The 26,587-nt window shown below is 49.6% G+C and carries 20 protein-coding genes; 12 read left to right on the top strand and 8 right to left on the bottom strand.

What is annotated here, in order from left to right; all coding sequences use genetic code 11:
- The first annotated feature begins 14 nt into the window (after nt 1–14).
- Nucleotides 15–914, top strand: a complete 900-nt coding sequence (locus GA003_19625) for a hypothetical protein (GenBank protein ID QXD28180.1) — start codon at nt 15–17, stop codon at nt 912–914.
- On the opposite strand, the gene moaA is transcribed toward GA003_19625, so the two are convergent.
- On the bottom strand, nt 911–1,927 hold the full coding sequence (gene moaA, locus GA003_19620; GenBank protein QXD28179.1) for a GTP 3',8-cyclase MoaA: 1,017 nt from the start codon (nt 1,925–1,927) through the stop codon (nt 911–913). The genes GA003_19625 and moaA overlap by 4 nt on opposite strands.
- A gap of 130 nt (nt 1,928–2,057) precedes the next feature.
- On the opposite strand from moaA, the gene GA003_19615 reads away from it, so the two are divergent.
- From GA003_19615 to GA003_19605, 3 genes are read left to right on the top strand one after another with little or no spacing between them, the layout of a single operon-like run.
- The gene (locus GA003_19615; protein QXD28178.1) at nt 2,058–3,260 is read left to right on the top strand and encodes a molybdopterin molybdotransferase MoeA; all 1,203 of its coding nucleotides are present in this window, start codon (nt 2,058–2,060) and stop codon (nt 3,258–3,260) included.
- Between the two features lie 5 nt (nt 3,261–3,265).
- Nucleotides 3,266–3,745, top strand: a complete 480-nt coding sequence (moaC, locus tag GA003_19610) for a cyclic pyranopterin monophosphate synthase MoaC (GenBank protein ID QXD28177.1) — start codon at nt 3,266–3,268, stop codon at nt 3,743–3,745.
- On the top strand, nt 3,742–3,984 hold the full coding sequence (locus GA003_19605) for a MoaD/ThiS family protein (GenBank protein QXD30485.1): 243 nt from the start codon (nt 3,742–3,744) through the stop codon (nt 3,982–3,984). The genes moaC and GA003_19605 overlap by 4 nt, the downstream gene beginning before the upstream one ends.
- Here the strand turns inward: GA003_19605 and argJ are convergent, their stop codons facing one another.
- From argJ to GA003_19585, 4 genes are read right to left on the bottom strand one after another with little or no spacing between them, the layout of a single operon-like run.
- Nucleotides 3,985–5,133, bottom strand: a complete 1,149-nt coding sequence (argJ, locus tag GA003_19600) for a bifunctional glutamate N-acetyltransferase/amino-acid acetyltransferase ArgJ (GenBank protein ID QXD28176.1) — start codon at nt 5,131–5,133, stop codon at nt 3,985–3,987.
- Between the two features lie 6 nt (nt 5,134–5,139).
- Nucleotides 5,140–6,081: a UbiA family prenyltransferase gene (locus GA003_19595; GenBank protein QXD28175.1), complete on the bottom strand. Its 942-nt coding sequence runs from the start codon at nt 6,079–6,081 to the stop codon at nt 5,140–5,142.
- Nucleotides 6,068–6,958: a class I SAM-dependent methyltransferase gene (locus GA003_19590; GenBank protein ID QXD28174.1), complete on the bottom strand. Its 891-nt coding sequence runs from the start codon at nt 6,956–6,958 to the stop codon at nt 6,068–6,070. The genes GA003_19595 and GA003_19590 overlap by 14 nt, the downstream gene beginning before the upstream one ends.
- A gap of 11 nt (nt 6,959–6,969) precedes the next feature.
- The gene (locus tag GA003_19585; GenBank protein ID QXD28173.1) at nt 6,970–8,955 is read right to left on the bottom strand and encodes a hypothetical protein; all 1,986 of its coding nucleotides are present in this window, start codon (nt 8,953–8,955) and stop codon (nt 6,970–6,972) included.
- A 111-nt stretch (nt 8,956–9,066) separates the two neighbouring features.
- Between GA003_19585 and GA003_19580 the strand changes: the two genes are divergently transcribed.
- Together GA003_19580 and gndA are read left to right on the top strand one after the other, a co-directional pair.
- Nucleotides 9,067–9,501: a molybdenum cofactor biosynthesis protein MoaE gene (locus GA003_19580; GenBank protein QXD28172.1), complete on the top strand. Its 435-nt coding sequence runs from the start codon at nt 9,067–9,069 to the stop codon at nt 9,499–9,501.
- Between the two features lie 125 nt (nt 9,502–9,626).
- Complete coding sequence (gene gndA / locus GA003_19575; protein ID QXD28171.1) at nt 9,627–11,129, top strand: NADP-dependent phosphogluconate dehydrogenase; 1,503 nt, start codon at nt 9,627–9,629, stop codon at nt 11,127–11,129.
- Between the two features lie 615 nt (nt 11,130–11,744).
- Here the strand turns inward: gndA and GA003_19570 are convergent.
- Nucleotides 11,745–16,289 (bottom strand): choice-of-anchor I family protein, encoded by a 4,545-nt coding sequence (locus GA003_19570; protein QXD28170.1) that lies wholly within the window; start codon nt 16,287–16,289, stop codon nt 11,745–11,747.
- A gap of 310 nt (nt 16,290–16,599) precedes the next feature.
- Here GA003_19570 and GA003_19565 point away from each other — a divergent pair, with 310 nt between their 5' ends.
- Both GA003_19565 and GA003_19560 read left to right on the top strand, forming a co-directional pair.
- Nucleotides 16,600–17,442 (top strand): methylated-DNA--[protein]-cysteine S-methyltransferase, encoded by an 843-nt coding sequence (locus GA003_19565; GenBank protein QXD30484.1) that lies wholly within the window; start codon nt 16,600–16,602, stop codon nt 17,440–17,442.
- A gap of 100 nt (nt 17,443–17,542) precedes the next feature.
- Nucleotides 17,543–18,622 (top strand): DUF1080 domain-containing protein, encoded by a 1,080-nt coding sequence (locus tag GA003_19560; protein ID QXD28169.1) that lies wholly within the window; start codon nt 17,543–17,545, stop codon nt 18,620–18,622.
- A 125-nt stretch (nt 18,623–18,747) separates the two neighbouring features.
- Here the strand turns inward: GA003_19560 and GA003_19555 are convergent, their stop codons facing one another.
- Nucleotides 18,748–20,190 (bottom strand): sulfatase, encoded by a 1,443-nt coding sequence (locus GA003_19555; GenBank protein ID QXD28168.1) that lies wholly within the window; start codon nt 20,188–20,190, stop codon nt 18,748–18,750.
- Nucleotides 20,191–20,272: 82 nt separating this feature from the next.
- A complete protein-coding gene (locus GA003_19550; GenBank protein QXD28167.1) occupies nt 20,273–21,796 on the bottom strand; it encodes an ADP-ribosylglycohydrolase family protein in 1,524 nt (507 codons plus the stop codon).
- 371 nt (nt 21,797–22,167) lie between these two features.
- Here GA003_19550 and GA003_19545 point away from each other — a divergent pair, with 371 nt between their 5' ends.
- The 4 genes from GA003_19545 (at nt 22,168) to GA003_19530 (ending at nt 26,584) form a co-directional block, all read left to right on the top strand.
- Nucleotides 22,168–22,713, top strand: a complete 546-nt coding sequence (locus GA003_19545; protein QXD28166.1) for an XRE family transcriptional regulator — start codon at nt 22,168–22,170, stop codon at nt 22,711–22,713.
- A 284-nt stretch (nt 22,714–22,997) separates the two neighbouring features.
- Nucleotides 22,998–24,371, top strand: a complete 1,374-nt coding sequence (locus tag GA003_19540; GenBank protein QXD28165.1) for a glycoside hydrolase family 88 protein — start codon at nt 22,998–23,000, stop codon at nt 24,369–24,371.
- Nucleotides 24,362–25,186 (top strand): sugar phosphate isomerase/epimerase, encoded by an 825-nt coding sequence (locus tag GA003_19535; GenBank protein QXD28164.1) that lies wholly within the window; start codon nt 24,362–24,364, stop codon nt 25,184–25,186. The genes GA003_19540 and GA003_19535 overlap by 10 nt, the downstream gene beginning before the upstream one ends.
- Before the next feature lie 240 nt (nt 25,187–25,426).
- Complete coding sequence (locus tag GA003_19530) at nt 25,427–26,584, top strand: Gfo/Idh/MocA family oxidoreductase (GenBank protein ID QXD28163.1); 1,158 nt, start codon at nt 25,427–25,429, stop codon at nt 26,582–26,584.
- Nucleotides 26,585–26,587 lie beyond the last annotated feature (3 nt).

Genomic DNA, 26,587 nt, shown 5'->3' with positions numbered 1-26,587 from the left:
AAGTCCCAGGTATCATGGAATTTATACCGGAAGATGCACATTGGTACGATATCGTACTGCCCTTTATGTTGGCTGGTACTTTGATCCTGACCTATGTAAACGGGCGGTGCGCATCTATATTGGTATCCATCGTAAACCGTTGGCTTAGATGGGTTACCTTTGCGACAGCGGCGGCTTATCTTAGTTTTGCGGCCGAGTTATTCGCAAAACCGTTCTGGGTCTTGTTTGTCGTGTTTTTTCTGCTCTGGTTCTTAGTTGAAACCATTTATCATTGGCTGGCGATTAAGGCGCTTAGCAACAGCACGGTTCCCCTATTTCCTGATTTTAAAGAAAATCCTCAAGGGGAAGAATGGCCGGCGCAAAAACGGTTTTTAACCATGCGGAAGTGGTTGAAGAAAAAGTCCTACCGATCGATTGCATCCCTGCGTGCAGAGCTGATGCCGGGAATTAATCTGCGGATGCATATTTTCCAGAGTGAAAGCAATAAGACCCGAATTCAGATATTATTTATCCCTCAACGACACGGGGCAGTATCGATGTGCTATACCATTTTGTCTCAAACGGTAGACGGATCGCGATACGTGACTGACAATACCTTCCTGCCTTTCGGAGGCTTTTATCCTGAAAACTGGTTCTTGGAGCGAAGACCTTTGACGTGGAATTTTTCCAGGCTATCCAAGTCTCACAAAAAGCGCATCGAAAACACCAAGGAGGTCTTTGTCGACTGGGATGAAGAGGTCGTCGATGATGTAAACCAGCAACAAAAAATGCTGGAAAGGGTGAATACCGACATGGGATTTCTCTTCCCTATTCATCAGCGAGAAGAGTACGGAAAAATTACTTGGGAAGGTCGTTACCGTGTCTGGAAAGAGATCTGGATGCTCAACTATTTCGGCAAGGCTTTCACCTACTAGCCGCCGATGTAGGACATTTCGACTTTGGGATCTCCTGGGTCATTGGGATTCGCTCGACTACGTAATTCAGAATAACGATCATCTCTAGCTCGCCAGAGTGTAGCCAAATCTTCCACCAGTTCTTCTTGAGAAATACCCTCTCGGAGCCGCTGTTTGAAATCAATCCCGCCGGATGCGAAAAGGCATTTGTAGATCTTCCCGTCGGCCGAGAGTCTGGCCCGATGACAGTCTGAGCAAAAGGGTTGAGAGATAGAACTGATGATGCCGATCTCTCCTTGTCCATCGAGGTAGCGATAGCGTTTGGCCACCTCTCCGACGTAATTCGGATCTGCCGGTTCAAGAGGATAAACCTCGTTGATTGTGTCTATGATTTTCTTGGCGGAAACGACTTTGTTTTCTTTCCATTGATGGAAATTTCCAGCGTCCATGTACTCGATGAAACGCAAGGTGATTCCGCGATCACGAAAGTAGGTGGTCATAGGAAGAATATCGGCTTCATTGATATCCTTCTCCACCACCATATTTACCTTCACCGGTAGGTGAGCCTTCAACGCCGCGTCCAAACCCTTCAAGACCCCCTTAACGGACTTCTTGCGACTGTTCATCAATCGGAAGGTGTCTTCGTTGAGAGAATCCAAGCTGAGGTTGATGCGATTGAGTCCGGCTTCCTGGAGAGGTGCCGCAAATTTTGGCAACAACCATCCATTCGTGGTCAGTGCGATATCTTCGATTGTTTTCAGGTCGGCGATACCTTTAACGATTGAAACGACTTCTTTCCGCAGGAGGGGTTCCCCGCCCGTAATACGAATTTTATTAACTCCTAATGAGGATGCTGCCTCAACCATACGCAGAATTTCCTCCTGCGAGAGCAGTTCATCTTTTTTCAAAAAGGCATAATCGGCTCCAAATACTTCGGCCGGCATACAGTAGCTGCAACGAAAGTTGCACTGATCCATCACTGAAATGCGAAGATCTCTCAGGGTCCGACCAAGTTTGTCTCTGGTATCTTTCATTAAGAGGAATCGTCGACTTAGACAGATAATGGAAGGCAGGTAAAAAGATTAATTTCTCAATTCTTCCCTGGAATCTTTTCCTATTTTTCTTTGCGCGGCTTGTGGAATCGCTCAGCCTAGGGCTGATACTATGGATGCTATTTCACCCCAGGACGCTGATAAAATTGTAGAAAGCAAACTACGCGCTTTGCCAGCTGAGCGAGTTCCTTTTAACGAAGCTTACGGAAGAATTTTACGTGAACCGGTTTTGGCGGACCGTGACTTTCCGCCTTTTGACAGGATCATGATGGATGGAATCGCGATTGACTTTGCTTCCGTTCAAGCTCGGAAATTCCAATCTGAAGGAGTTCAACGCGCTGGTATCGCTGCTAAGACTCTTGATCACCCAAACGGGTGTTTTGAAGTCATGACAGGTGCCGTGCTTCCGCAGGGTTGCGATACGGTAATTCCAGTCGAAGAAATTTCAGAAAGCGAAGGAGCGTTTATTTTAAATGATGGCTACCAACCTGAACAGGGGCAGTTCATTCATCGCAAAGGTTCTGATAATGTGGAAGGCGATCTCTTGTTGCCACCAGGTCAGCTTCTTTCCGGGAAGGAAATCGCGGTGATAGCTACTTGTGGTTATTCGGAAGTAGAGGTGAGCCCGATTCCAAAAATTACCATCGTCTCCACGGGTGATGAGCTGGTGGAGGTAAACGAAACCCCAAGTCCGTTTCAAATTAGGAAATCGAATGTGTATGCCCTGGAGGCGGCATGTCTGGATTTGCCAACTCCCGTTGAAGTTGAACTAGATCACCTTCCTGATGACCGCGAAGTGATAGCTGAGCGGGTGCAGCAGCTATTGCAGGATACCGATGTCCTTCTCTTTTCTGGAGGTATCTCCAAGGGGAAGTATGACTTTCTTCAGGATGTGCTCGCGGAAACCGGGGTGAAAAAACATTTTCAATGGGTCAAACAACGGCCCGGAAAACCACTCTGGTTTGGAACGTCCAAAGATGACATTACCGTCTTTGCACTTCCAGGAAATCCCAATTCAACGCTGACCTGCTTTGTTCGTTACGTTGCTTCTTCCATTTCAATACTGGCTGGAATTGGTAAGATTCTGCCCGATACCGCCATATTGACAGGTTCCCATACCTTTCCTCCACCACTCGCCCACTTCTTGCCGGTTATGGCCACTCATTCTGAATCAGGGGCCTTGGAGGTTGAGCCATTGCCGACTCAAAATTCCGGGGATCTATCGAGATTGGCTTTGAGTAGTGGCTTTATTGAATTGCCTGCCGATCAAAAGGAATTTCCAGTGGGGTTCACTGCTCCTTTTTATCCCTGGTAGAACTCATGTCCGAATTTTCACATATAAATGCCTCCAACCAGCCTGCCATGGTGGATATTTCCGGTAAGGCGACGAATCATCGAACTGCCACGGCTGAATCGATTGTCCAGCTCGATGAATCGATTATGGCCCTGTTGGATAACGGTGACATCCAAAGCAAAAAAGGCCCTGTTTTTCAGACTGCGATTTTGGCGGGTGTTATGGCTGCCAAGAAAACAAGTGACCTCATTCCTCTTTGTCATCCATTGCCTCTTAACAATTGCAAAATCGATATTGAGCCCATCGAAGCCAGCCAGGTTAAAGTCACCTGTTCGGTATCAACCGATCATAAAACTGGGGTTGAAATGGAAGCGCTGACGGGAGCAAGCGTGGCCTCGCTCACTCTTTACGACATGTGCAAGGCGTTGTCCCACAAAATAGAAATTCTCCGTACGCGTCTGATTTCCAAATCGGGTGGAAAGAGAGATTATCAAGCCGAATCCTGATGACTATTCAGCTTCATTATTTTGCGTTGCTTCAAGATCAGCGTGGATTGGCTCAAGAAACATTGAGTACTGACGCCAAAACGATAGCGGACCTTTACGCTGAACTGAAGGATCGTCACGGCTTCACATTGGAGCAAACCGCGCTCCGAGTATCCGTAAATGAGCAATTTTCTGAATGGAATGCCTCGCTCAACGAAGGCGATGAAGTGGTTTTTATTCCTCCTGTTTCAGGAGGCTGACTACGTCCTGTAGAGCGCGTTGATTTTTATGTAGTCCTCAGTCAGGTCGCAGCCCCACACCGCAGACTCTGCTGACCCGAGTCCTAATTTGATCGAAATGGTTACCTCGTCAGCAGCTTTCATGTAGTTTTCTACCGGTTCATCTTCGATACCTGTTGGAGCCCCTTCTTCGTAAACCGTGTGCTCGCCAAAGGAAATCTTTACCGTCTCCGGATTCAAGCGTGGATCAAAGGTCTTCCCCAATGCCATAGCTACACGGCCCCAATTGGCATCGGCTCCATAGACCGCCGTTTTCACTAAGGGTGAGTTGACCACCGATTTTGCCATGACTTTGGCCTGTTTTTCGTCAATCGCTTCAGACACCACTACCTCGATCAGTTTTGTGGCCCCTTCCCCATCGGCAACAATCTGTTTGGCCATATCGATGGCGCCTTCCGTCAGGGCTTCTTCAAAGGCTACTAGATCAACCGGACCTGCCAAACCGTTGGCCATGATGGCTACGGTGTCACTTGTGCTGGTGTCGGTGTCGATGCTGAGTCGGTTGAAAGATTTATCCACCACTCGCTTCAACATCGATTGCAGTTCGTTGGACGGAATCTCTGCATCCGTTACCCAAAACGAAAGCATAGTGGCCATGTTGGGTTCAATCATGCCGGCGCCCTTTGCCATGCCAATAATGGTAGCATCACCGATTTGTTTCTTCACCAATTTGGCATGGGTATCGGTGGTCATTATGGCTTCAGCGGTCGCTTCCCAATTGTCCGTATTCAGCTCATCCTTACAGCCTGGAATGGCTTGAAGAATTTTATCCATAGGCAATTGGACCCCAATAACTCCCGTCGCGTTCGGTAGCACTAATTCTGGGTCGATACCCAGTTCTTGGCCCATGGCCTCCATCTCCTTACGCGCATTGTCGATGCCTTCCTGGCCCGTAGCTACATTGGATATTCCGCTGGTTATAAAAAAGGCCTGTGCTCGGCCCTTTTTGATAAGTTCCTTCCCCAAAATTACTGGGGCCCCGCAGAAGGTGCTTCGTGTAAACACCGCAGCAGCATTTGCTTCTACATCTGATGTGATCAATGCGAAGTCCTTATTGTCATCTTTGATGCCGATGAACTTTCCTAAACAACTGAATCCTTTGGGTGTCATGATAAACTAAGGAGTTATCAGGATATGAAGCTGTGGGATGTCAATAAAGGAACAGACAGTGAACATGGCTATTAGTACCAGGACTATCACCCAGAGTGCTTTCTCTCGGATAAGTTTTTCTGGAGCCTGGGCTCGAGACGCGGGTTTTAATGCAATCCGCAAATAGCTCGCGAACAAGGCCGATAAAATCGGAAACAACAACAGGTATTCGATGCGATACTTGGTCAGAAAAACGGCCATCATGAAGGCCGAGAGTAACGCATAGAAAAAGGAAGATACCAACAGGCGGTCGCTCGTATAGGTTTTGAACACTTTTCGATAAGCTGAGAGCGCTTCATCTCCTTCCATGCTTTTTACGGTCTGGTATTCAGCAAACCGCTTGATGCCCATCAAAAAGGCTCCACCCGACCAATAGGCAATCAGTATACTGCTGGGAGGTACGATGGTGTCGGTCACTATAAACCAGCCGATCAGAAAACGGATAGGATTGTTTAAGGACTCAGTTAGCACATCGACAAAAGGAATGTCCTTAGTGCGAATTGGCTTTATGTTATACGTCCATCCGCTGATTAACAAAATCAGCTGGGCCCAAAGAACTGAAGAATTGATCGTGCTACCCAGAAAAAGCCCCATTCCCGCTAACCCTATGTATACACACAATAAGAGCCCAAGTTGAGGCTTTCTTTGAACAAAAGGACGGTTCGATTTTAGAGGGTGATGCTTATCATAGGAGGCATCTAGCCATTCGTTCAGCAAGTAATTCGCGGAAGCTATTAAACTGGTTGCGAGTAGACCTACCAGTAGAGGAATTATTAGACCACCCAGTGGTTCTGCGACTTGTTGAGTGAGCACCCATGCCAGGATGGCTCCTGGCAAAACAAAGAGTTGCTTTACCCAATGGTCCAAGCGTGCCACTTGGAAATAATCAGATGGTTTAGCCTTCTCCATGTGGATGGGATACTTCCGCCTTAACGATCACCATGAGTGAGTCTCCAAGGTTAATGCTTACTGTCTTTCGTTTTATCCAGTTCATGGGTTTGCAGCGTAACCACTGCGGAAAATACTGCATGACCCTGACCCACAGATAATCCATGGTAAAGAACCAACCGGGGCGATTGTTTGATATCACATCCAATCCCGATTCTGCGCAGGCAGCTTTTAGCGTAGACAGATTGAAATAACCAATGTGGGCAACCCGGTAATGCCACCATTTTCGCCTCAGCATCCTAGCAAAAAAGGAATGGCAATCAGGCGTTACAATCATCGCGTACCCATCGGGTTTCAGCCGTGCCTTTATTTCTTTCAGCAAAGTGATTGGGTCTACCACATGCTCGATCACATCAATCAGAGTAATCACATCGTATTGCTCAGTCTCAGAAACATCACTCAGAATCCCCTTCTTAATAGGCAGTCCGCGTTCGATTGCTTGTTCCTGCAACCAGATTGATGGTTCAAGTCCTTCCGCTTCATAGCCTGCCTCCACGGCTGCTTCCACCAGTATGCCCGATCCGGCTCCCACATCCAGGAGCTTCCCTTGCGGTTGGAGGTCCTTTAATTCTTCCAGCAAAGCTATCGATTGAAGATACCTTTCCTTGCGGCCGTTCTCGTACTCTTGATCTTCCAAGTCTTCATAAAACCTCAAGACGTCCTGCAAGTCATTGCATTGTCGAAAACCACATTCCTTGCATTGGTAAATAGCGCTGGTCTGCCCGTAATGAGCGTCGGTAATGGCGAAAGAATCGCTACTGATGGTGTTTTCCAAATTGGATGGCCACTTTAACTCAGTATCCGACTTACAAATACGACATTGATGAGAATCTTCCATGGTCGAGGGTACTACCAACGTAGCTGCTTCTCTTTGAAGCCAGTCAAACCTTCTTGTAATATTAAGCCGAATAAAACCGGTAAGAAAACGACTGCAGGAAACACGTATCTTAGATCAAGCCTGAATGAGGAGATATCCATCAAAGTGGTAATCAAAATGCGTACGCCAATGACGAGGAGAATGAACAGGATCCATCGGTAATAATGACGAGCCTTGGCATGAGGTTTACAAGCGATGTATCGGGCGATCAATACGAGAAGAGCAAGGCTTCCTAATCCGATGTGAATCTTTCCATGGGTTAACCACAGCCAAGCTTGAATGGCATCCTGGGTAGCAAAATCATCCTTACCCGTCTTGATCTCATCCACGGTTACTCGGAGTAAGGTCCCTGAGCTGTCATTGTCCTGTTCTTGACCGTGTTTCAGTAGGCGGCTCGCTTGAACCGTAGCTGTTTCACCACTTGCGGTGTGAAATACTACTTTCGCCGGCCAGTTAGGATAATCTGCCTTGGGCAGTGATATTTCAAATCCCGACTTCAAGGGCGCTTGTTTTGCTTCGTAGGCGGCTTTTACGTCGGGCCTATCATAGATATTGCTGGTTGAATCGAGAACGACATTGTCGTGATCCAACATGTCCACGCGTATGATCTCTTTGCCTTCGAGGAAAGCCCATCCGCGTATGCGTTGCACTTTTCGATAAGCGAGCTCATGCCTCCTGTTGGTAATTTGATCATAGGCATCCAAGGTTGGAAACACATCGTAGCGAGGATAATAGATCCGAATATCGTTGTCCTTAAGGGGTCTAAATCCAAATCCGATAATGTGGAGTAGGCCTTTGGGAAAGCGCGGGAGAAAATCCGAAAACTCGGGATCAAGGTAGCTGCTTAACACTAAACGTTTTTCGAGTTTGCCTGACTTAAATGCGGCTTCCAGTTCAGTGTTAATATTGCGGTAGAAATTATGTGCAGTTACTGCGTCGGCATAATGACCCGCTTCAGCCGCCGACTCAATCAGTGCAAAATAGAAAGCGCTTCCAGCAATCTCCTTTTCGTTCTTCGTCATGCCTAGGGTAGCTTTGGCCCAGGCCGGACCAAATTTGTTAGTCAATGGTTCTCGAATGGAAGCCAAAGTAGGGCTCACAGTGAATGCCTTCTCCAGGCTTTCCTGTTCTACGGAGACCCAGGGCTCTGGATTCTCCGGCTTAATTTGCATCAACCGCTTCAGAGTAACTTGCCAGGAAATACCCGCGTATTCGTGCGGGATAAACAATCCATGTCTGGCGTAGTTCGCCGTCCGAATGGCCAGGCTGCTTATAATGATCGGACCGGCGAGGCCTAAGAATATCCATCCTAGTTGTCGCCTGAGGATTTTGAATTTAGGCAATTCTTGCTTAAGGATCCAAAATATGAATACGAAGCCTACGAGCATCGATGCGATGATTGCAGATTCTTCCCGGGTCTGCCATAAAAGAGCTGATGTGATGCCAGCCGGCAACAATTGCCGCCAACGAACATCCAGCAGTCTCCGGGTCGCCAGAGGAATAAGTTGGGCTACCAGAACAAAGAGTAATGATACATAGAAACATTCTCTAAGGGTTCGATTGGCGAGTAGAAGAAAGCCCGGGTGGAGAATTATAATCGTAAAACACACCCCTCCCACCAATGGATTTAATCCATTCTTGGTGAAACGATTGATCATGAAATAGGTGGCCCAACACAGGAATAGCTCTTGAAAGATTCTCAGAGGGATTTCCGATACGTTAATAATCCCAAGAACTAGTGGCCATACAGGAGGTCTGTGAAATGACCAATGGCTGTATTCAGCCCACCAATACCAGGATTTTCCAAGCAGGACGAAGTTAAGGTCATCAAGGGGACGATAGAAAGGTTCAATTTCATCACCGAGTACTAGCCAGTATTTAAATAGAAAACCGACTGCAGCGATAAAATAGAAAGTGCGTTTTGATTTAAGGAACTGCCAGGGTGAGTTACGTGACATGAAAGCAGAAGCTGGGATGGTCGGATCATGGAGACACAAATTTTCCTATTTTCCAATACTTTCCAATTAGGCTTGCTGCAAAGTGAGCTAGCTTTGAGATAAAAGGCAGCAATGTTCAATATCACCGACGAATCTATCGACGTACATACGCTGTCAGCTGAATTGATCCACCCAGCTGGTGGAGCATTCGTGGAGTTCGAGGGTCGGGTGCGAAATAACAATGAAGGGGAGTCGGTTAGTGCTCTCGATTACCAGGCTTACAAGCCTTTAGCCGAGGCTGAAGGGAACAAGATCATAGAGGAGGCTGTAGAACGGTTCGGTCTACTTGCTTGTCGTTGTGTCCACCGGACCGGTCATCTCGAAATTGGAGGTATCGCCGTGTGGGTCGGAGTTATTTCGGGACATAGAGCTGAGGCATTTGAAGGCTGCCGATACGTAATCGATGAAGTGAAGAAACGCGTTCCTATCTGGAAGAAAGAGCAGCTTGAATCCGGTGAAAGTCATTGGGTTGCTTGCCATGATGAGGGTGCTGCTGGTCAGACCTGATTGGGCTGAATAGCTACTATGGGTCTCAATTTTGGGTGTTTTTCCTTTGGTTTTGAGGCTTCGTTCTTGCTTTGTGAAATTCGCTTTGCTTGTTTCCTCGCTCAATTTCAAACACCTGTTAGAAAATGTCTGAAGAATCATCTGATATCGGTTTAATCGGGCTGGCCGTCATGGGTCAGAACCTGGCACTTAACATCGCCGACCACGGTTTCAAAATTTCGGTCTACAATCGTACGACCTCTAAAATGGAGGATTTTGTGGCCGCAAACCCTGACACTCCAGGGGGACTTGTAGGTCAAGCAGCCTTGGAGGATTTTGTGAATTCTCTCAAGGGACCTCGCAAAATAATCATCATGGTCCAGGCCGGTGGCCCGACTGATGCGGTCATTGCCGGATTAATTCCCCTGCTCGACCAAGGTGATATTATCATCGACGGTGGAAACGCCAAGTGGACGGACACCATCCGCCGCGAAAAAGAACTCAGTGAAAAAGGACTTCGGTTTGTGGGGTCTGGAGTTTCCGGTGGAGAAGAAGGCGCCCGTTTTGGTCCTTCGATGATGCCTGGTGGCGACCCTGAATCCTGGGAGCATTTGGCACCCATCTGGCAAGCAATCGCTGCGAAAGTGGATCCTGAAACAGGTAAGCCACTTGAAGGAGCCGAGCCAGGTAAGCCTGTTGAAGGTGGATTTCCATGCTCAGCTTACATAGGCCCTAACGGTGCCGGTCATTATGTGAAAATGGTTCACAATGGCATCGAGTATGGTGATATGCAGATGATTTGTGAGGCTTACTTCCTCATGAAAAATCTCTTGGGAATGGAAGCTGCCGAAATCGGAAAAGTCTTTGCCGAATGGAATGAAGGATTACTCGATTCCTTCCTGATTGAGATCACGGCCGATATCCTTCAAGAAAACGACCCAGTCACCGGGCAAGCCTTTGTCGACATCGTGCTCGATACTGCAGGTCAAAAGGGAACTGGTAAGTGGACTTCGGTTAATGCACTCGATATGGGCGTTCCTGCGCCCACCGTGGCTGAGGCTGTTTTCGCCCGCTGTTTGAGTGCAGTGAAAGAAGAACGGGTTGCTGCTTCCGCAATTTTGACGGGACCTGAAGCCTCATTTGATGGCGACAAAGATGAATTTATCAAAGCCATCCACGATGCGCTTTATTGCTCTAAGATTTGTTCTTATGCCCAAGGCTTCCAGCTCATGCGTGAAGCGCAAAACGAATACAACTGGACGCTCAACTTTGGTGAAATCGCTCAGATCTGGCGTGGAGGTTGTATCATTCGTGCCCGGTTCCTACAGAAGATAACTGAGGCCTATGCTCGAGATGCTGATCTGGCTAACCTCCTCCTCGATCCCTACTTCTTGGGTGAGATCAATTCATCTCAGTCCAATTGGCGCAAGGTAGTTGCTGCAGCCAGTGTGAATGGAATTCCTATTCCCACCTTCGCTTCTGCACTCTCCTATTACGATGGCTATCGCCTGGCGCGCCTCCCTGCAAATCTACTTCAGTCGCAGCGTGATTTCTTTGGTGCGCACACCTACGAGCGGACAGACCAACCTCGTGGTAAGTTCTACCATCTGGACTGGCCGAAAGATCCACGTCCTCAATACGAAATTTAAGTGAACTAGACTAGAACGGCTCGGCTAGACATCCCTCGTTTTCTAACCTTTCAAATTTGGCCCTGGCTTCTCAACGAGTCGGGGCCTTTTTTGTACTCGCGTTGTTAGTGTTCGAGAATCTGAAACAGGCCCATGTCCCGCTGGACCCTCTTTATTAATAAGGCATCGCTGATCGGAATCCTTAGGTTACCCGAATTGTCATCGATCTTATCGAATCGGTGGAACTTACAAATGACCACAACGACATCCGGTTCATGAAAATTAAAAGCCGTGGCCAGGATTTCAACATCCTACTCTTTGCAGAACTTGAAAACGCGGTTCCCCGTGCGCGCTTGGATAAGCAGCAGATAGATTCTCAGCTGCGGGACTAATGTTTTGCGGACTTTCGTCATCGCATTATGGCAAAGGTTTCCACGATCACACACAACGCCAATCCGTAATAGCGAGGTTCAGGAACCACGTTGGTGACGACGGCATCCCAGCTTTGTAGAACTGACCGAGGCTATTGGTTTTGAGACAGAGGTGAAAATTCCGTACAAAAGAAAGCCCCGGCTCACCGAAGCCGGGGCCTTAATATGGGCACTATTTTGCTACCTGATTGCTCCAAAACCGATCTTAGTCTTCGAATTTGTATATTTCGACTGTGGCGAGTCCGGTGCCACTGTCAGCTCCTTCGACTATGACTGTATAAATTCCAGGATCGAGACTGACGACGATACCTGCTTCCGCCTCATTGGCGGGAGGGATACCGGTAGCTTCAATGTCGGCAACATTGGTTGCATCCCTCCAGTTGTCGTTTGACGCGATCTCAGTCCCATCGGCATCCCTGATGGATACCTTCGGGTCTTGTAAGAGGTTCGCACCGGGGATGTCCAGTGACGGTCCTGTTGAACGAACGTAGATCTTCTGCGCATCGGATCCGTTCACTACGAAACCTCCGATCATGCGGCTGGCATCGGTCCCAACTTCCCCGCGGGTGGAAATGTTGATCAGCTGACTCGCCTGATCGATCACGCCATTATTTACCTCGTAAACTTCTACCACCGCGATTCCTTGATCGATGTCCAATTTCGGAGAAATGATGGCTGTATAAGCGCCGGGCTCCAGAACAACCATCATCGCTGGATCGTAGAAACCGGCCGGGGCGACTCCGGTGGCTTCAATCAGGTCCGCGTTGGCTTCGTCGACCCAGTCGTCAGACGATCCGATCATCTCATCGCCGCGATAGAGATCCAAAATGCCGTCGAGCAGAAAGTTCTCAAATCCCTGGTTCCGCAGGTCCCAGCCCTTTGCCGTGATCAAAATGGTCTTGGGTGCGTCTCCATCGATTACGAAACCGGCGATGGCGCGATTAGCGTCGATCCCCGTGAACAGGCGTGTAGAGATGTTGATCAGACGATCTTCGGAAAACTCGATTGGAGTATCATCCGGATTCAGGAAGTTGAATGATCCTTCCTCTCCGTCCTGCTTGGCATAGGTTCCGGTGAAGAAATTGGTTTCTTCATTGAAGGATCCTGTCAGCACAGTGCCGAGGTTGGTGGTGATATCGATATTCCCGTTTTCGTCTATCGTTCCAATGCCACTTTCCGTGGTTCCACCGTCATACATGATCAGTGCGTAGGCTTCTCCGGTCGGAGCGTTGAGCCCTATGTGAAGTCCGGTGCTGCTGGATGATCCGATGAGGCCTTCAAAGTAACCGATCTGGCTCATGTCCAGGTTGGTTTCTCCTTGTGAGGCAAAGGTGGTTCCGGTGGCTTCGCTGCCATTAACAGCAATGCTGAGGTAAGGATCGTCGCCGAGGTGACCGTCCCGAACCGCACCTTTAGCATCTACTGGTTCTGCGTTTCCGTAACCGATAGTCCCAGTGATGATGTCCCCCGATTCTGTTTCCACCGAGAATGTTCCGTTGTCAGCGACAGGCACTTCTTCAACGGAGAATACGCTGTCACTACCGTAGAGGTGAACGACCACGGTAGCGGTCTGATCATCCGTCAACCAGGCTCCGAATGATCCCGCCTCAGCATCAAGCAGTCCGAAATAGAAACCGGTGAAATCTTGTGTTGAGATTTCAATCTCTTCACCGATGGCAGAATACAAACCGCCTTTATTCAGGAAGAAGCGGTAGGTGTAGTTGGAATCTGGAGACAAACCAGCATCTGATCCGGTGGGATCAACCGAAGTCAATTCAGCCACCTGAGTCCAGTTTCCGTTCTCATCCTGACGTTCCACAATCACCGTCTCGCCTTCATGAATTTCTTCACCCCAGGCGAAACTGATGGCGTCTGATGTAGCTCCATCGAACTCGTAGTCGTCGGCCGCTGGAATCAACATGGTGCCAAGGTCATAGATGGTAGTTGTGCCACTCACTTCGTTTCCGACCAACAGCCATGGAGTGCGAGTCGAGGTACCTTCAGCGGGTAGGAATTTGAGGCCTTCAGGGCCGAGATCTCCGGCGGTGAACTCTTCGGCCACACCGTCGAAGTCGCGGTTATTGATGAAAAACATGAATGCTGGGTGTTGTGGATGAGTGATGTCGTAAACTACGATTCCGCCCACGCGCTCCAGGCCAAGGAAGAGATAAGTGTTTCCACCGAAACTTCCAATGGCCAGGCCTTCAGGCTCCGGTCCCTTGTCATCACTTCGATTATCAAAGGAATCATTCTCGTCGTTGGTGCTGTTGAAGTTCTCAGGATCATAGAGCGCAGTGATTTGCTCCAGGTCATCTCCGGAGTCGAACACCAGATTTCCATATTGATCCCAGATGGAGAATGAGCGGGCTCCGTAAGTGAAGATACGGTCAAAGTCACCATCGCCATCGATGTCACCGTTGGCCGAAGTTGTCTTGATGCGTCCCAAGTTTTCATCTGCTTGCAGCCATTCCGCATTCGGGAAGACGGTTTCATCCAGTGTCAGATCTGCAACGCGTTCTTCTTCTGAGTAACCGTCGTAGTCGCGGCTGTCTCCTTCGTTGGCGGTCACGATGTAGGTGATGCCGTCGTAGTCATAGGCTACGATTGTATCCGGCATATACATACCGAGGGTTGGCCAATTGGTGATGTTAATGGCATCGTCCCGGTTACTGGCATCCATGGCATTGTTATCAGAAAACTGGATGATACCGAGGGTCAGGTCCGGGAAACCAGCCTGAGTGAAGTCGTTGTCGTTGGACACCGCGAGTGAACCATCTTCCAGCAATGCGATTCCTTCCGGCTTGTCGGACGGCAGGTAACCAATGGTAGGGAGGTTGAGAACCTTTTCCTTCCATACCGGCACCACTTCTTGGGCAGCTAGATCATCCGCAGAGTGTTGCTCCCAGGTCAATCCTTCTACCGGAGTGGGCACTCCTTCACCTTGGAGGTTGGTCGCGTAGGTGATGTCGATTTCGAAGATGTATTTGTGGCCGATTTTTGGCTGACTTGGATTGGACGAGTCGCGCTCCAGCACGTAGAATTTTCCACCGCCGGCATAGACCGCGTCTCCGATTTTGTCGGTGCGGGCGAAGCCAAATCCTGAATCTGCATTACGCTCCAGGAGGTAGATGTATTCTTCTACGGGAACCCCAGTGTCCGCATCTACTCCTAGGATCCGGATGACATCCGACGCGTTCCGTGTGGAGTTGTCAGGATTGTACATCGGTGTTTGGATGAATGCGTAGACCACGTTCTTGTCCGGGTCCAGGGCGACCGCTTCGAAACCACGGTTGGCGCGACGATTGGCGTACTCCGCCGGCAAGGTTTCCATCCCATAGTAGCCTTCCGGTTGTGCTGTGTCTCCGAGCAAAGAAGTTCCTTCCGGCACATAGCGTGCGTTCAGTGTTCCGTCTGCGAAGAAATGGTAGATCGCGGGTCGGTACTCGTCCACGGTGTAGAAGGTGCCGTTCGGGTGCTTCACGATGCCTTCCATGTCTCCGCCATACGGATCATAGGCGATGTCGTTGCTTTTGCCGTCGATCGGCTTCTCATCGAAACCGGGAATGTTTGGAATTCCGGTAATCGGCACCGTGGTTTCTCCATCCTCGCGAGTAAGAAGAATTTGTTCGTCGACGGTTAGCTCGCCGGTGGCGACGTCGAGGTATATCCTCACGATCTGAGCCTGATAATCAGGAAGCAGGAACTGGCGATTGGTAACACCGTCGACGCTGAAGGCATCTCCGTTGGGTCCTCGGTCAGGCACCGTGTAGAAGACCTTGGTCTCATCGTCCGACTCATCGGCGGCATACCAGAGGCCGGAGAACCCACCGAGCAAGATCGGTGTGAAGTCGTCAGCTGTGGATGTTCCGAGAACCGGTAAGTTCGGAACGGTGAAGGTGTATTGGTCCAAGTGTGGTTGGCCACTACTGTGGTCTTTGTATCCAAGAGGCAGGATGTCGATTGCTTCTCCTGCCGCACAGTCTATGACCGCGATGGCGTTGTTTTCCTGAAGAGATACAAACGCGTAGGCACTGTCCGCCGACATAGCGATATACTCAGGCTCCAGATCCTGGGCCACCGTGGCTCCGGGACCGAAGATGCGAACACCTTTATTGAGCAAAGAATACAATTTGTCGTTAAAACCTTCGAAGGTAACCTGAGTGACGTTGTCATTGTTCAGAGCGCTCACAGAAGCAATGGAACCGTCGCCGAGATCGACGATGGTTACAGATCCTTCTGGGTCTACCGTGTAATCATCATTCGGTTGACCTTCATTGGCCGTCAGGACTTTCAATCCATCCGGGCTAAATACGATGTTGTCGGGCAGCACTCCGGCTGTGACCGTTGAAAGTACGTTTCCGTCGGTGTCGTGGAAGACGATCGAACCGGGCAGTGTCACGTCCTCGTTTTCAACTGCCGTGGCTACAATGCCATTCTTTACCGCAACTGAGTTGACCGACCCCGGTTGTTCGACTGCGGCTATCTTGGTCGGGTTGGTTGGATCGGATGCATCCAAAACGTCGATTACGCCCGCATCAGCGTTAACAACAAATATTCGCTGTGTAACAGGATCATAGTCGACGATTTCAGAGGCCCCCTCATCAAAGATGCCGGTTTCGTAAGTTCCGACGGGGGTCAGTGTGATGGGGTCATCGGCATATGTGATGCCTTTGATTGCCCAAACGGACAGAATTAATAAGGAGGTAAGCTGACTTAGAATACGCTTTTTCACAGTTGTTTTTAGTAACATGGACTTCGATTAACTTTGTTTTAGGAGGAAAAAAAATGGACGTGGAAATTTCGGCGATAAGGCTGAATTTCCAAGTCCAAGCGGAGGATAATTTAACAGAAGCAGACCTCAGCTTGACGGCAAACTAGTGACAAAGGTGTTACAAATCCTGTGAATCTAAAAATTCGCAGAATACGCTAAGTGGAAATACCCGAGGTTGGTTGCAAACGAGTTACGAGAACGTATCACGAGCCGTTACATGGTCCGCTTACTGAGGTTTCAGTAGTGAGAATCGCAAGAATCGGGTGGAATCATTGGATTAGCCTCTGTTATTCTGTGGATTGTGAATCGTAATGACCAAATAGAAAGGATAATTCAGCGCCTGGGAGAGAGTTTTCAGGACCAGCCGTCGCTTGATGAGTTGGCTGGGGAGGTAGGCCTCAGCCCTGATCATTTTCAACGGGTGTTCAAACGGTGGGTTGGAATTTCGCCCAAGCAGTTTCGTGGGTACCTGACTTTTGAATACGCGAAATCCTGCTTGGGGAAAAACCAGTCGGTATTGGATGCGGCCCTGGACAGTGGTTTGTCTGGACCGGGGCGGTTGCATGACTTGTTTGTATCAATGGAGTCGATAACCTCCGGTGAGTATAAAGCAGGAGGTGCGGGTATACAGATCCATTACGGAATTCATCCTTCACCTTTTGGGTATGCCGTACTTGCTATGAGCGAGCGGGGTTTGTGTGGATGCTTCTTTTTGCCGAACGCTGATGACGAACTAGCAAAAGAAGCGGTGGTAGAATATTGGCCACATGCAATCGTCGAACGTAGTGAATCCAAAACATCAGGTGTTGCTGACCAGCTTTTCCATTCAAGTGGCATTAAAGAAAAACTGTTATCATTGTTTGTTAGGGGGACGCCCTTTCAGGTCCAAGTGTGGCGAGCCTTGCTGCAGGTCCCTCCCGGTGCGTTGTGCACTTACTCGGATTTGGCCGCATCAATTGGACGACCTTCAGCTACCCGGGCAGTTGCGAGTGCGGTGGGAGACAATCCGATCTCCTGGTTGATACCCTGTCATCGGGTGATTCGCAAAGGTGGAAATCTCGGAGGGTATCGATGGGGGCTACCTCGGAAGAAAGTGATGCTTGCATGGGAGGCACACAAATTGTCGGGTTAGGAAAGCGCTAGGCCCTGATCCTTTTTAAAAACCTCTCAAAAGGGCTTGGTTTTGATGGAGCTCAGCGCTAGCTTCGCTTCTATTCGAAAATATCCATGTTATGATCAGAAAATCGATTCCTTCTCTAATTGGACTATGGCTCTTGCTGGCCTCGTTAAATACTATCACCGCCAATCCTGATTGGACCGACATCGCCGAAGCCGATCTCAAGCTTATGGGCAATTATGTCGGTGAATGGTACGACGCTCCCGAAAAGTCCTACCAGGACATCAATCCCACCCTCTCCGCTCAGGTCATCAATGTGGATGTAGGTGTTTACGATGTGAAGTTCGTGCAGAACCTCGATCGCCGTGCAGATCCTTATCATCTGGCTAAAGGTGCCTCTCTTTACGAAGGATCCATTAATTACGGTCAGAATGGCTGGTCCCTCAAAGTAGATGAAAATGGACTCACTGGCTATGGCGACGTTTATGGCAAAGTTGCTAAATTTAAACTGAAACGGGTTGAGCTCAAGTCCCCTACCCTGGGCAAGAAAGCGCCCCAGGGAGCCAAGGTTCTCTTTGATGGTTCCAACTTCGACGCCTGGGTCCACACCGATGGCCGCCCACTTACCTGGACGCTCACGGAAGAGGGCTACATGGAAATAAACCCAAGCAAATACCACAGGGGTGCCATGCCCCCAGTCGGTGGTCCCATTATCACCAAAGATACCTTTAAGGACGTACGCTACCACATGGAGTTTCGTTATCCTGTGGAACCAGGGCTTACAGGCCAGGGCCGTGGTAACAGCGGGCTCTTTTTCCAGGGTAGTGATGTCGCGATCGCCTTCGAAGTTCAGATCCTGAACAGCTATGGACTCGGCGGATACTGGAATGAGTGTGGTGGTCTCTATCGCCTGGTGGCCCCCAAAGTGAATGCCGCTCGCCCACCCTTGCAGTGGCAAACTTACGATGTGGAATACAAAGCTGCCCGCTTTAAAGATGGAAAATTGGTCAAACGCCCGCGCATCACGGTACGCCACAACGGTGTCCTAATTCACAACGACCAGGAACTCTTCCATGCCACGCAGCACTACGAAGCCAACCGATCCAATCTGCCTCCCCAAGAGCCAGGGCCGATCATGCTTCAGGATCACAGCAACCGAATCCAGTTCCGCAACATCTGGGTGGAAGAGTTGTAATCCAGGAGTTAATCAAAGGCACTTATTCAAAGCCCTACCATGACCGAGCCACAGGAACTAGACTCGGTTTCGAGTGAGGATGAAGCGGATGTGTCCATCATTGAATGGCCCCTTCCAACTCCCCTTCAGCCGCCACCCGGCCCCCGGTCTAAGCGCTCGTAGGATCGGGGATCAGAATTTGGAATGGCGCGCCAGATGGGATAGTGATCAAAAACATCACCGTCGCTTTCTATCCGTGGATCGTTCGTTCGCTTTAAATACCGCTCCAATCGGGCGGACAATGCTTGCTGGTGATTCCTGTATTCAGCCTGGCCAGCGACGTTCACTATTTGGGCCGGGTCCTTCATGAGATCATAGAGTTCCTCGCCAGGCCGTTTGCCAAATGCGAGATCGTAAAGTTGTGGCATCTCGGCTCTGTGCTCGAGCATGTAGGTTCTTGTCGGGCTCGGATCGACATCTTTGAATTGCCTTCCCACCGGCCATCGATCCGGAGCGAAGTTGCGAATGTATAGAAAGTCTTTGGTCCGAATCGCCCGGGAAGGATAGGTCCGCCTGTTGTCACTGATACGGGCATGGACAGAATGCGCCTCGCGGCCGTAGTAGGTGGCATCGCGCTCGGGATCAACCCAGCCGTGTTTGCCCGACGTCAGCAAAGGGAGGAGGCTCTTGCCTGTCATGTCAGGAGGGGGCTTCAGGCCCGCGGCCTCAAGAAAGGTGGGCGCCAGATCAATGAGGTTCGCAAAGTCATGAACCACTCGGCCTCCAGGCACGCCTTTTGGCCAGCTGATCGCAAGCGGCATTCGCGTGCCGTAGTCATAGATATCAGCCTTTCCACGCGGAAACGGCAGTCCGTTGTCACTGGTCACCACGACGATCGTATTCTCAGCCCGGCCAGTTTCCTCAAGCAGTCTTAGGTGGGTCTCGACCAATCGGTCGAAGCGTTGCACTTCGAAATAATAATCCAGAATATCCTCCCGGACTATCGGTATATCCGGGAAAAAAGGAGGGACTTCCACGTCCTCCGCCTTCATGCCCGATTGGCTACCTGATCCCGCTGCAAAGGGTCGATGAGCATCACGCGAACCCTGCCAGAAACAAAACGGTTTATCCTCCGGCAACGATTTGAGAAAATTCTGGAAATGGTCCGCCGCCGGTCCGGCCGGATTGTGTGACCAGCCGCCCGCTCTTATGCTCCCCGGAGACCACACTTTGGAGTGACTGCCTACCTGGTACCCTACCTCTTCCAGGATGAACGGATACACCTTGAACCTATCCTTGTGGAGCGTACCCCGCAGATTGGCCGCTTCCCCCAGTCGCCAGAAGTCCTGGCCAGTAAGGATCGAGGCACGCGAAGGGCTGCAGGACGGAACTGAGCAGAAGGCATTTGTAAAAAGCACACCCTCTTCGGCAACCTGATCAAACGCGGGTGTTTTGACAACCTTATCCCCATAGGCGCTTGCATGAGCCCAAGAGATATCGTCTGAAATAATGAAAAGGATGTTGGGCCGGGCGTCTACTTCAGCGACCACGATTTGCGGGCAGAAAATGGATGTTCCGAGTAGTGCCATGGAACCGGCCGCAAAGTATTTTATGAAAGGTTTCGTCACTGTTATAGTGGAGTTTTTTTGATGTCGGGTAAAGTGTGGCCGCTTATTGTGGCCGCCAACTTTGAGGCCCTTGTAAACGGGGTAATGCCACAAACTCGATGCCCATCTCGTTTGCACTTTTTCGCAGCGTGGTAGCGGCGGCAATGCCACGACCTTCGGCCGCAAGTAGAATAGAGCCCAAGCGAGGAAACTGTTGGAAATCTTGCACCGCCTGCTTCCAGGCATCCGGATACTTTTCCCGGAACTCCTTGGCAGTCCCTGCGGCCAAGGCAAAATAGACTGCACGGGCTTTATCTTCCTTGCTGCCGGGACTCGTCAAGAGTCGGTCTATTTCAAAATCCAACGGTATCCGCATCCAATCCCGTTGGTGATCCATCGGGTATACGGGAAGTATGTTTACCGGTGACTGTTGCTTAAAGGTGTAGCTAGTACCTTCGGGACCGCTTTGCACAACGGCCTTGCCTTCCTCTACCAGTGTTTTCACCGCGAGATGTGTCAGGCGATCGGCAAAGCTAGAAAGGGTCTCGTTCAGGGGCATATTGAGTCGGGTCATGTTGTAGTAGATGTCCTTTACCTTCCAACCTTGATCTTCCATCCACTGATAGCCTTTGATAGTTCCCAGGATCGTCCCGACGGATGCGGCTGAGTTGTCGGCATCCCACCCGAAATTGAACGACAAGCGTAGGGATTCGGCGAAGTCCCCTTTCCCGTAGAGCAGGGCGGCCACAGTAGCGGCTCCGTTTAGCTCGTAGCCATTTCTATCGCGAAGTTCCCCATTGTGTTTAGAGTAGCGTTCCTTCAGGAGGCGACGCATCCGCCGCCAATCGGTCGGGTTTTCTGCCACCATCTGCCTTGTAGTCTGAATCACCTCATAAAAGCTTGAGCTCGGGTCGATCGATGCGAGTCCCGCATCTAACAAACGATCGAGGTTCGTTTCAAAAAACGCCAGGGCGTAAATGGCAGTAAAGAATTGGGTCATTTGAGCAGGTTCACCATCAATACACACGGTTGTATAATGTAATCCGATACGGCCTGCGGTTTCGGGAAGCCCGGGAGCGATCATTCCAAAACTCTCTGACAGAAAATGACCTGCGATGTTAAAGTCGGCAAAGGGATTCAGTACCCGATTTCCTGAAAGCGGCGGCTTGATTCCGATCTCCATGAGCCGCTTGGAATAGCCGGTCGCAAAGAATGAGCGGTCTACGATATGCTCTTTCCAGAGCTTCATGATATGTTCGGGGCTCAGGAACAGGCGGTCAGATTCCTGCATGGCGTAAACGTAAATCCATTCGATGTCGGTATCGTCGTTGGTCCATGCCCCATTTGACAGATCCGGAGTATAAGTTTCAACTGAACCTGGCTCATCAATGTAGGTCATCTCATGCACGAGCCCATTGAGGTTGCCGAATAGTTGTCCGACCAGCCCGCCCTTCATCTGGTCTGCCAGTTGGTCGTGCGAGATGCTCAGCGAATGTTGCCCTTCACTGGCTTTGGGAATTAATCCGGTGAAGATAACCGCCAAGCCGAAGACAAAGACTTCTTTCAAATTGTATCTGGTTTTATTCATTGTACATTTCATAACGGGTTTTGAGCGAATAGCGGCGAGCGGCCTTTGCGAGTGATGTTATTATTTCTGGTCACATCGCTTCCGAAAAGTCAATTTTTCGGGTACCTGATTGCCCATTCTGTCTCATACTAACCTGATGTTTCGTGAGGTATCTTGTTGCCTTATTGACGTCTATATCGCCCAAAATGGCTGTCAAGTTGGCCTCGTATGTACCCTTATTGCAGTCTAATGTTTCATGGTCTGTATCCCTGTAGCTGCGCCGGATAGAACCCATTTTCCCTTAAAGTGGCTCTCGGGAAATATTTTCTTTTATAATAAAAATAAAGCTTTTTTTAGTTGCAAAAGAAAATATTGTCCTTTTGCTCAGTTCCATGAGTTCGGACGTTTTAAGCATGCCCATGTTTGATTTCAGTGTTCTCCGGGAGATCCGGAAGCGCTCGGGTATGACATTGAATGACTTGTCCGAGAAGAGCGGTGTCTCCTTGGGAGTGATCTCCAAGCTAGAGCGCAATCAGACTCAGGCTGAGGTGAGCACGCTTTATAAGATTGGCCGTGTGTTTGGGATGCGTGCGACCGATATTTTGACCCTGGCCGAGGCGCCTATCTCTAACAAGAAACAGGCCCAGTCTTACGAATCCGAAGGATTTGAATTTCAATCCATCCAGTACGGCAAAGCGAAGTGTATAGTCGCCAGTGCCAAAGAAGGTGCCAAGATCTCCAAGCCGGAAGTGCACCACGACGACCACGAAATTTGCTGGGTGCTCAAGGGATCCATTCGTCTCACGCTTCCTCAGGAAGCGCATGTGCTCAATTCCGGGGAATCCATTCAATTTGATGCCATTCAGGAACACGCCTATGAGGCACTGGCCGATAGCCAGATCATGATTGTTCACATACTGAAAGACAAACGCTTCTGAACTTGATCATTCGCCAGATTGAACGAAATGGATTTTATACAGATAAGTACGATGAAGCTCCAAGAAGTTGGGAAACTTTTTTGGTGTTCGAGTTTCGTTCAATCTTCTCGCTCACAAGCGCGATTAGCTATGTTGAATCCTTGGAAATCTATCAGTCACGCCCAGACGTGCGCTCCCTCTCGATTTCAGTCTTCGCCTTGCTACTCATCACTTCTGAGCTTCACGAATAACCAAGTTAGAGTCTCGGGCGCTTCAACATTTAAAATTCACCGAATTATTGTAACATGAAAATCAATACTACCCTTTCACCCGCTGATCTCAGCTCAGACTTGTCGCGGTTCTGGGATCTATCTGGTCAGAAGATTAAGTCTATCGAAGACAACTATGACTTCGATTCCGGCGCCCCTGTTTTTACCCGCGATGGAAAATATACCGCGATGGGTTGGACCGAATGGACGGAGGGATTTGTCTATGGATCATCTTTCCTCCAATACGATGCGACCGGAGATGAGTCGTTTCTAGAGATTGGCAAAAAGCACACCGTTGGTCGTATGGCCAGTCACGTGAGTCACGTCGGGGTGCATGATCATGGCTTCAACAATCTGAGCTGCTACGGCAACTGGTTACGCCTGATCCGTGAGGGTAAGATCGAGGGAACCAAAGGGGACATCGATTTTTGTGAATTGGCGTTGAAAGTGAGTGGTGCTGTTCAAGCAGCTCGTTGGTCTACTACCCATGAAGGAGGTGGATATATTTACTCCTTTAACGGACCGCACAGTTTATTTGTGGATACGATCCGCAGTTGTCGGATTCTCATGGTCGCTCATGCCTTGGGTCATACCCTCATGGGTGAGAACGATGCTCCCAACAGTTTGTTGGAGCGTGCGGTTCAGCACATTTCCGCAACCGCCAACTATAATGTTTTCTATGGTGAAGGTCGTGACAGTTATGACGAATGGGGTCGCACCGCTCACGAAGCAGTCTTCAATACCAATGACGGTCGTTTCCGTTGCCCGAATGCCCAACAGGGATTCAGTGGATTCACCACCTGGACGCGTGGATTGAGCTGGGCGATGGTGGGCTTTGCAGAAGAGCTGGAGTTTATCGATACACTCGACGATGCAGCGTTTGTCGATTTCGGAGGCAAAGAAGCCTTTAAAGCGACCTGTCTCAAAGGAGCCAAGGCGACCTGCGATTGGTTTATCGATAACACGGCTACCGATGGCATCACCTACTGGGATGGCGGAGCACCTAACTTGCACCGTCTCGGAGACTGGAGAAATGAAGTCTCCAACCCCTACAATGACTGGGAGCCGATCGATAGCACAGCTGCTGCCATTGGTGCCCAAGGTTTGTTGCGTCTAGGTCGTTATCTGGGTCTCGAGAGCGAAGACGGAAAACGTTACTGGCAAGCTGGCCTGACTTCAATGAAGTCAATGTTGTCGGCCCCTTATCTCAGTGAAGATGAAAACCACCAAGGTCTCCTCCTCCACTCTATTTATCACCAGCCAAACGGGTGGGACAATGTGCCGGAAGGTCAGAAGGTTGCCTGCAACGAATCCAGCCAATGGGGCGATTACCACATTCGTGAAGCAGCTCTCTACCTGCAACGGATCATCAACGACGAAACCTATTACACTTTCTTCGGATGTCTGTAAGCCTCGACAATCTTTGTGTTCACACAATCACGACCAAGCCTTGGAGCTTGGAAACTGCGGCTAAGAAGTACTCCGCTGCCGGGGTAAAAGGAATCTCCATCTGGTTAGATTCAGCTCGGGCACATGCCGATGGGCTGGCTGCAGCAGGACAAATGGTCCGCGACGAGGGTCTGGATATAGTTTCCTATGTGCGTGGTGGATTCTTTCCAGCGCTGGACCTCTCGGATCGCCAGAAGGCCATAGATGAGAATAAACAGATCATCGACGAAGCCGCCGAATTGGGAGCGCCACTCATCGTGTTGGTGGTTGGTGCGACGCCTGGGCAATCGCTGTTTGATTCCCGCCAACAAATCACCGATGGCATTGCTGCTGTATTGCCATACGCAGAAGCAGCGGGTGTGAAACTTGGCATTGAGCCACTCCACCCGATGTATGCGGACAGCCGTAGTGCGGTAAACACCATGGCTCAATCCAATGAAATCTGCGATGCGCTGGATCACCCTTTCCTTGGAATCGCGCTCGATGTGTTTCATGTATGGTGGGACGATCAGCTGGAAGAGCAGACGAGAATTGCCGGTGAAAAGGAACGGCTCTTTGCCTTCCACATCTGCGACTGGAAGGACCAGCCGGAGGATATGTTGAATGACCGCGGTTTGATGGGCGAAGGCGTCATCGATATTCCTCTGATCCGTTCCTGGGTCAATGCGTCAGGATTTTCCGGATACGAAGAAGTAGAAATATTTTCAAATAAATACTGGGCCATGGACCAGGACCAATACCTCGAACTAATCAAAGAAGCATATCTGAAATCATAACCGGATGTGCATGAATGAATTTAGGATTTTGATGAAAATAGAAGAAGATAGATTTCATTTGAGTCTCTTGGATAGTCGTATTCACACACATCCTCGGGCTGACATGCCGAATGTTCCTCCTTCACGTGTCGGTTACGCACAGCAGTGCGCGCCCTCCCCTTTCAGTTGTCAATATCGACATCTCAACTCCGTTCTAATTTCAGAATAAATCATTAACCATTTAATAAAGGAATCAAAGTTATGAAGACACACACAGTAGGCATTATCATGAACGGCGTCACAGGACGCATGGGTAAGAATCAACACTTGCTACGTTCAATTTGTGAAATCATTAAGCAAGGGGGAGTTGAAGTAAGCCCTACCGAAAGAATTATGCCTGACCCTATTTTGGTCGGTCGTAACGAAATCAAACTGAAGGAGCTGGCTGAGCTGTCCGGTATTGAGAAATGGACTACAGACTTGGATAGTGTGATGAGTGATCCGGCTTACCCGGTTTACTTTGACGCGCAAACAACCTTGCGGCGTGCCGATGCGGTTAAAGCTGCAGCAACTGCTGGCAAACATGTGTATTGTGAAAAACCAACCGCGGTAGATACCAAGACCGCCGTTGAGCTTCACAACTTCTGTGTCGAAAAAGGAGTGAAGAGTGGTGTCGTTCAGGACAAACTTTGGTTGCCTGGGCTGGTTAAATTCCAACGCGCCGTGGAGAATGGTTTTTTGGGTCGCATCTTTGCCGTGACTGGAGATTTTGGCTACTGGGTTTACGAAGGTGACACTATTCCAGCTCAACGACCTTCCTGGAATTACCGGAAGGAAGATGGTGGAGGTATGATGATCGATATGCTCTGCCACTGGCGTTACGTTTTGGACAATCTTTTTGGTCCTGTAAAATCGGTCATGAGTCGCGGAGCTATCCACATTCCAGAACGGGTTGATGAGTATGGGGAAAGATATAAGGCCACCGCAGACGATGCAGCCTACTCCATGTTTGAAATCGATGGTCCTGATGGTGAGATCATGGTTAACTTTAATTCTTCCTGGGTTACCCGGGTGCGCAGGGATGACCTTCTAACACTTCATGTGGATGGCACCAAGGGTTCCGCTCTGGTTACCTTGCGTGACTGCTACATCCAACACTACAGCAACACACCGAAACCTATTTGGAATCCTGATATCGATCAACCTATCGACTTCTATGATGATTGGTCCAAGGTGCCCGATCAGGAAATCTACGACAATGCATTCAAGGTGCAGTGGGAACTATACCTTAGACACATTGTGCTAGATGAGCCTTTCCGCTGGACTCTGCTTGAGGGAGCAAAGGGTGTGCAATTAGCTGAGCTCGGTTTACAGAGCTGGGAAGATCGCAAGTGGTTGGATGTAGAGGACTTAGTTTAATTT

Source organism: Opitutia bacterium ISCC 52 (genome assembly GCA_014529675.2).
GTDB lineage: Bacteria > Verrucomicrobiota > Verrucomicrobiia > Opitutales > UBA2995 > UBA2995.
Note: the sequence above shows the minus strand (reverse complement) of the source record. Positions and strands in the feature narration are given on the sequence as shown.

Bases quoted from the DNA above. Each gene is read 5' to 3' on its own strand.
- GA003_19625 (QXD28180.1), top strand. From the start codon at position 15: ATGGAATTTATACCGGAAGATGCACATTGGTACGATATCGTACTGCCC.
- moaA (QXD28179.1), bottom strand. From the start codon at position 1,927: ATGAAAGATACCAGAGACAAACTTGGTCGGACCCTGAGAGATCTTCGC.
- GA003_19615 (QXD28178.1), top strand. From the start codon at position 2,058: ATGGATGCTATTTCACCCCAGGACGCTGATAAAATTGTAGAAAGCAAA.
- moaC (QXD28177.1), top strand. From the start codon at position 3,266: ATGTCCGAATTTTCACATATAAATGCCTCCAACCAGCCTGCCATGGTG.
- argJ (QXD28176.1), bottom strand. From the start codon at position 5,133: ATGACACCCAAAGGATTCAGTTGTTTAGGAAAGTTCATCGGCATCAAA.
- GA003_19595 (QXD28175.1), bottom strand. From the start codon at position 6,081: ATGGAGAAGGCTAAACCATCTGATTATTTCCAAGTGGCACGCTTGGAC.
- GA003_19590 (QXD28174.1), bottom strand. From the start codon at position 6,958: ATGGAAGATTCTCATCAATGTCGTATTTGTAAGTCGGATACTGAGTTA.
- GA003_19585 (QXD28173.1), bottom strand. From the start codon at position 8,955: ATGTCACGTAACTCACCCTGGCAGTTCCTTAAATCAAAACGCACTTTC.
- GA003_19580 (QXD28172.1), top strand. From the start codon at position 9,067: ATGTTCAATATCACCGACGAATCTATCGACGTACATACGCTGTCAGCT.
- gndA (QXD28171.1), top strand. From the start codon at position 9,627: ATGTCTGAAGAATCATCTGATATCGGTTTAATCGGGCTGGCCGTCATG.
- GA003_19570 (QXD28170.1), bottom strand. From the start codon at position 16,289: ATGTTACTAAAAACAACTGTGAAAAAGCGTATTCTAAGTCAGCTTACC.
- GA003_19560 (QXD28169.1), top strand. From the start codon at position 17,543: ATGATCAGAAAATCGATTCCTTCTCTAATTGGACTATGGCTCTTGCTG.
- GA003_19555 (QXD28168.1), bottom strand. From the start codon at position 20,190: ATGGCACTACTCGGAACATCCATTTTCTGCCCGCAAATCGTGGTCGCT.
- GA003_19550 (QXD28167.1), bottom strand. From the start codon at position 21,796: ATGAATAAAACCAGATACAATTTGAAAGAAGTCTTTGTCTTCGGCTTG.
- GA003_19545 (QXD28166.1), top strand. From the start codon at position 22,168: ATGAGTTCGGACGTTTTAAGCATGCCCATGTTTGATTTCAGTGTTCTC.
- GA003_19540 (QXD28165.1), top strand. From the start codon at position 22,998: ATGAAAATCAATACTACCCTTTCACCCGCTGATCTCAGCTCAGACTTG.
- GA003_19535 (QXD28164.1), top strand. From the start codon at position 24,362: ATGTCTGTAAGCCTCGACAATCTTTGTGTTCACACAATCACGACCAAG.
- GA003_19530 (QXD28163.1), top strand. From the start codon at position 25,427: ATGAAGACACACACAGTAGGCATTATCATGAACGGCGTCACAGGACGC.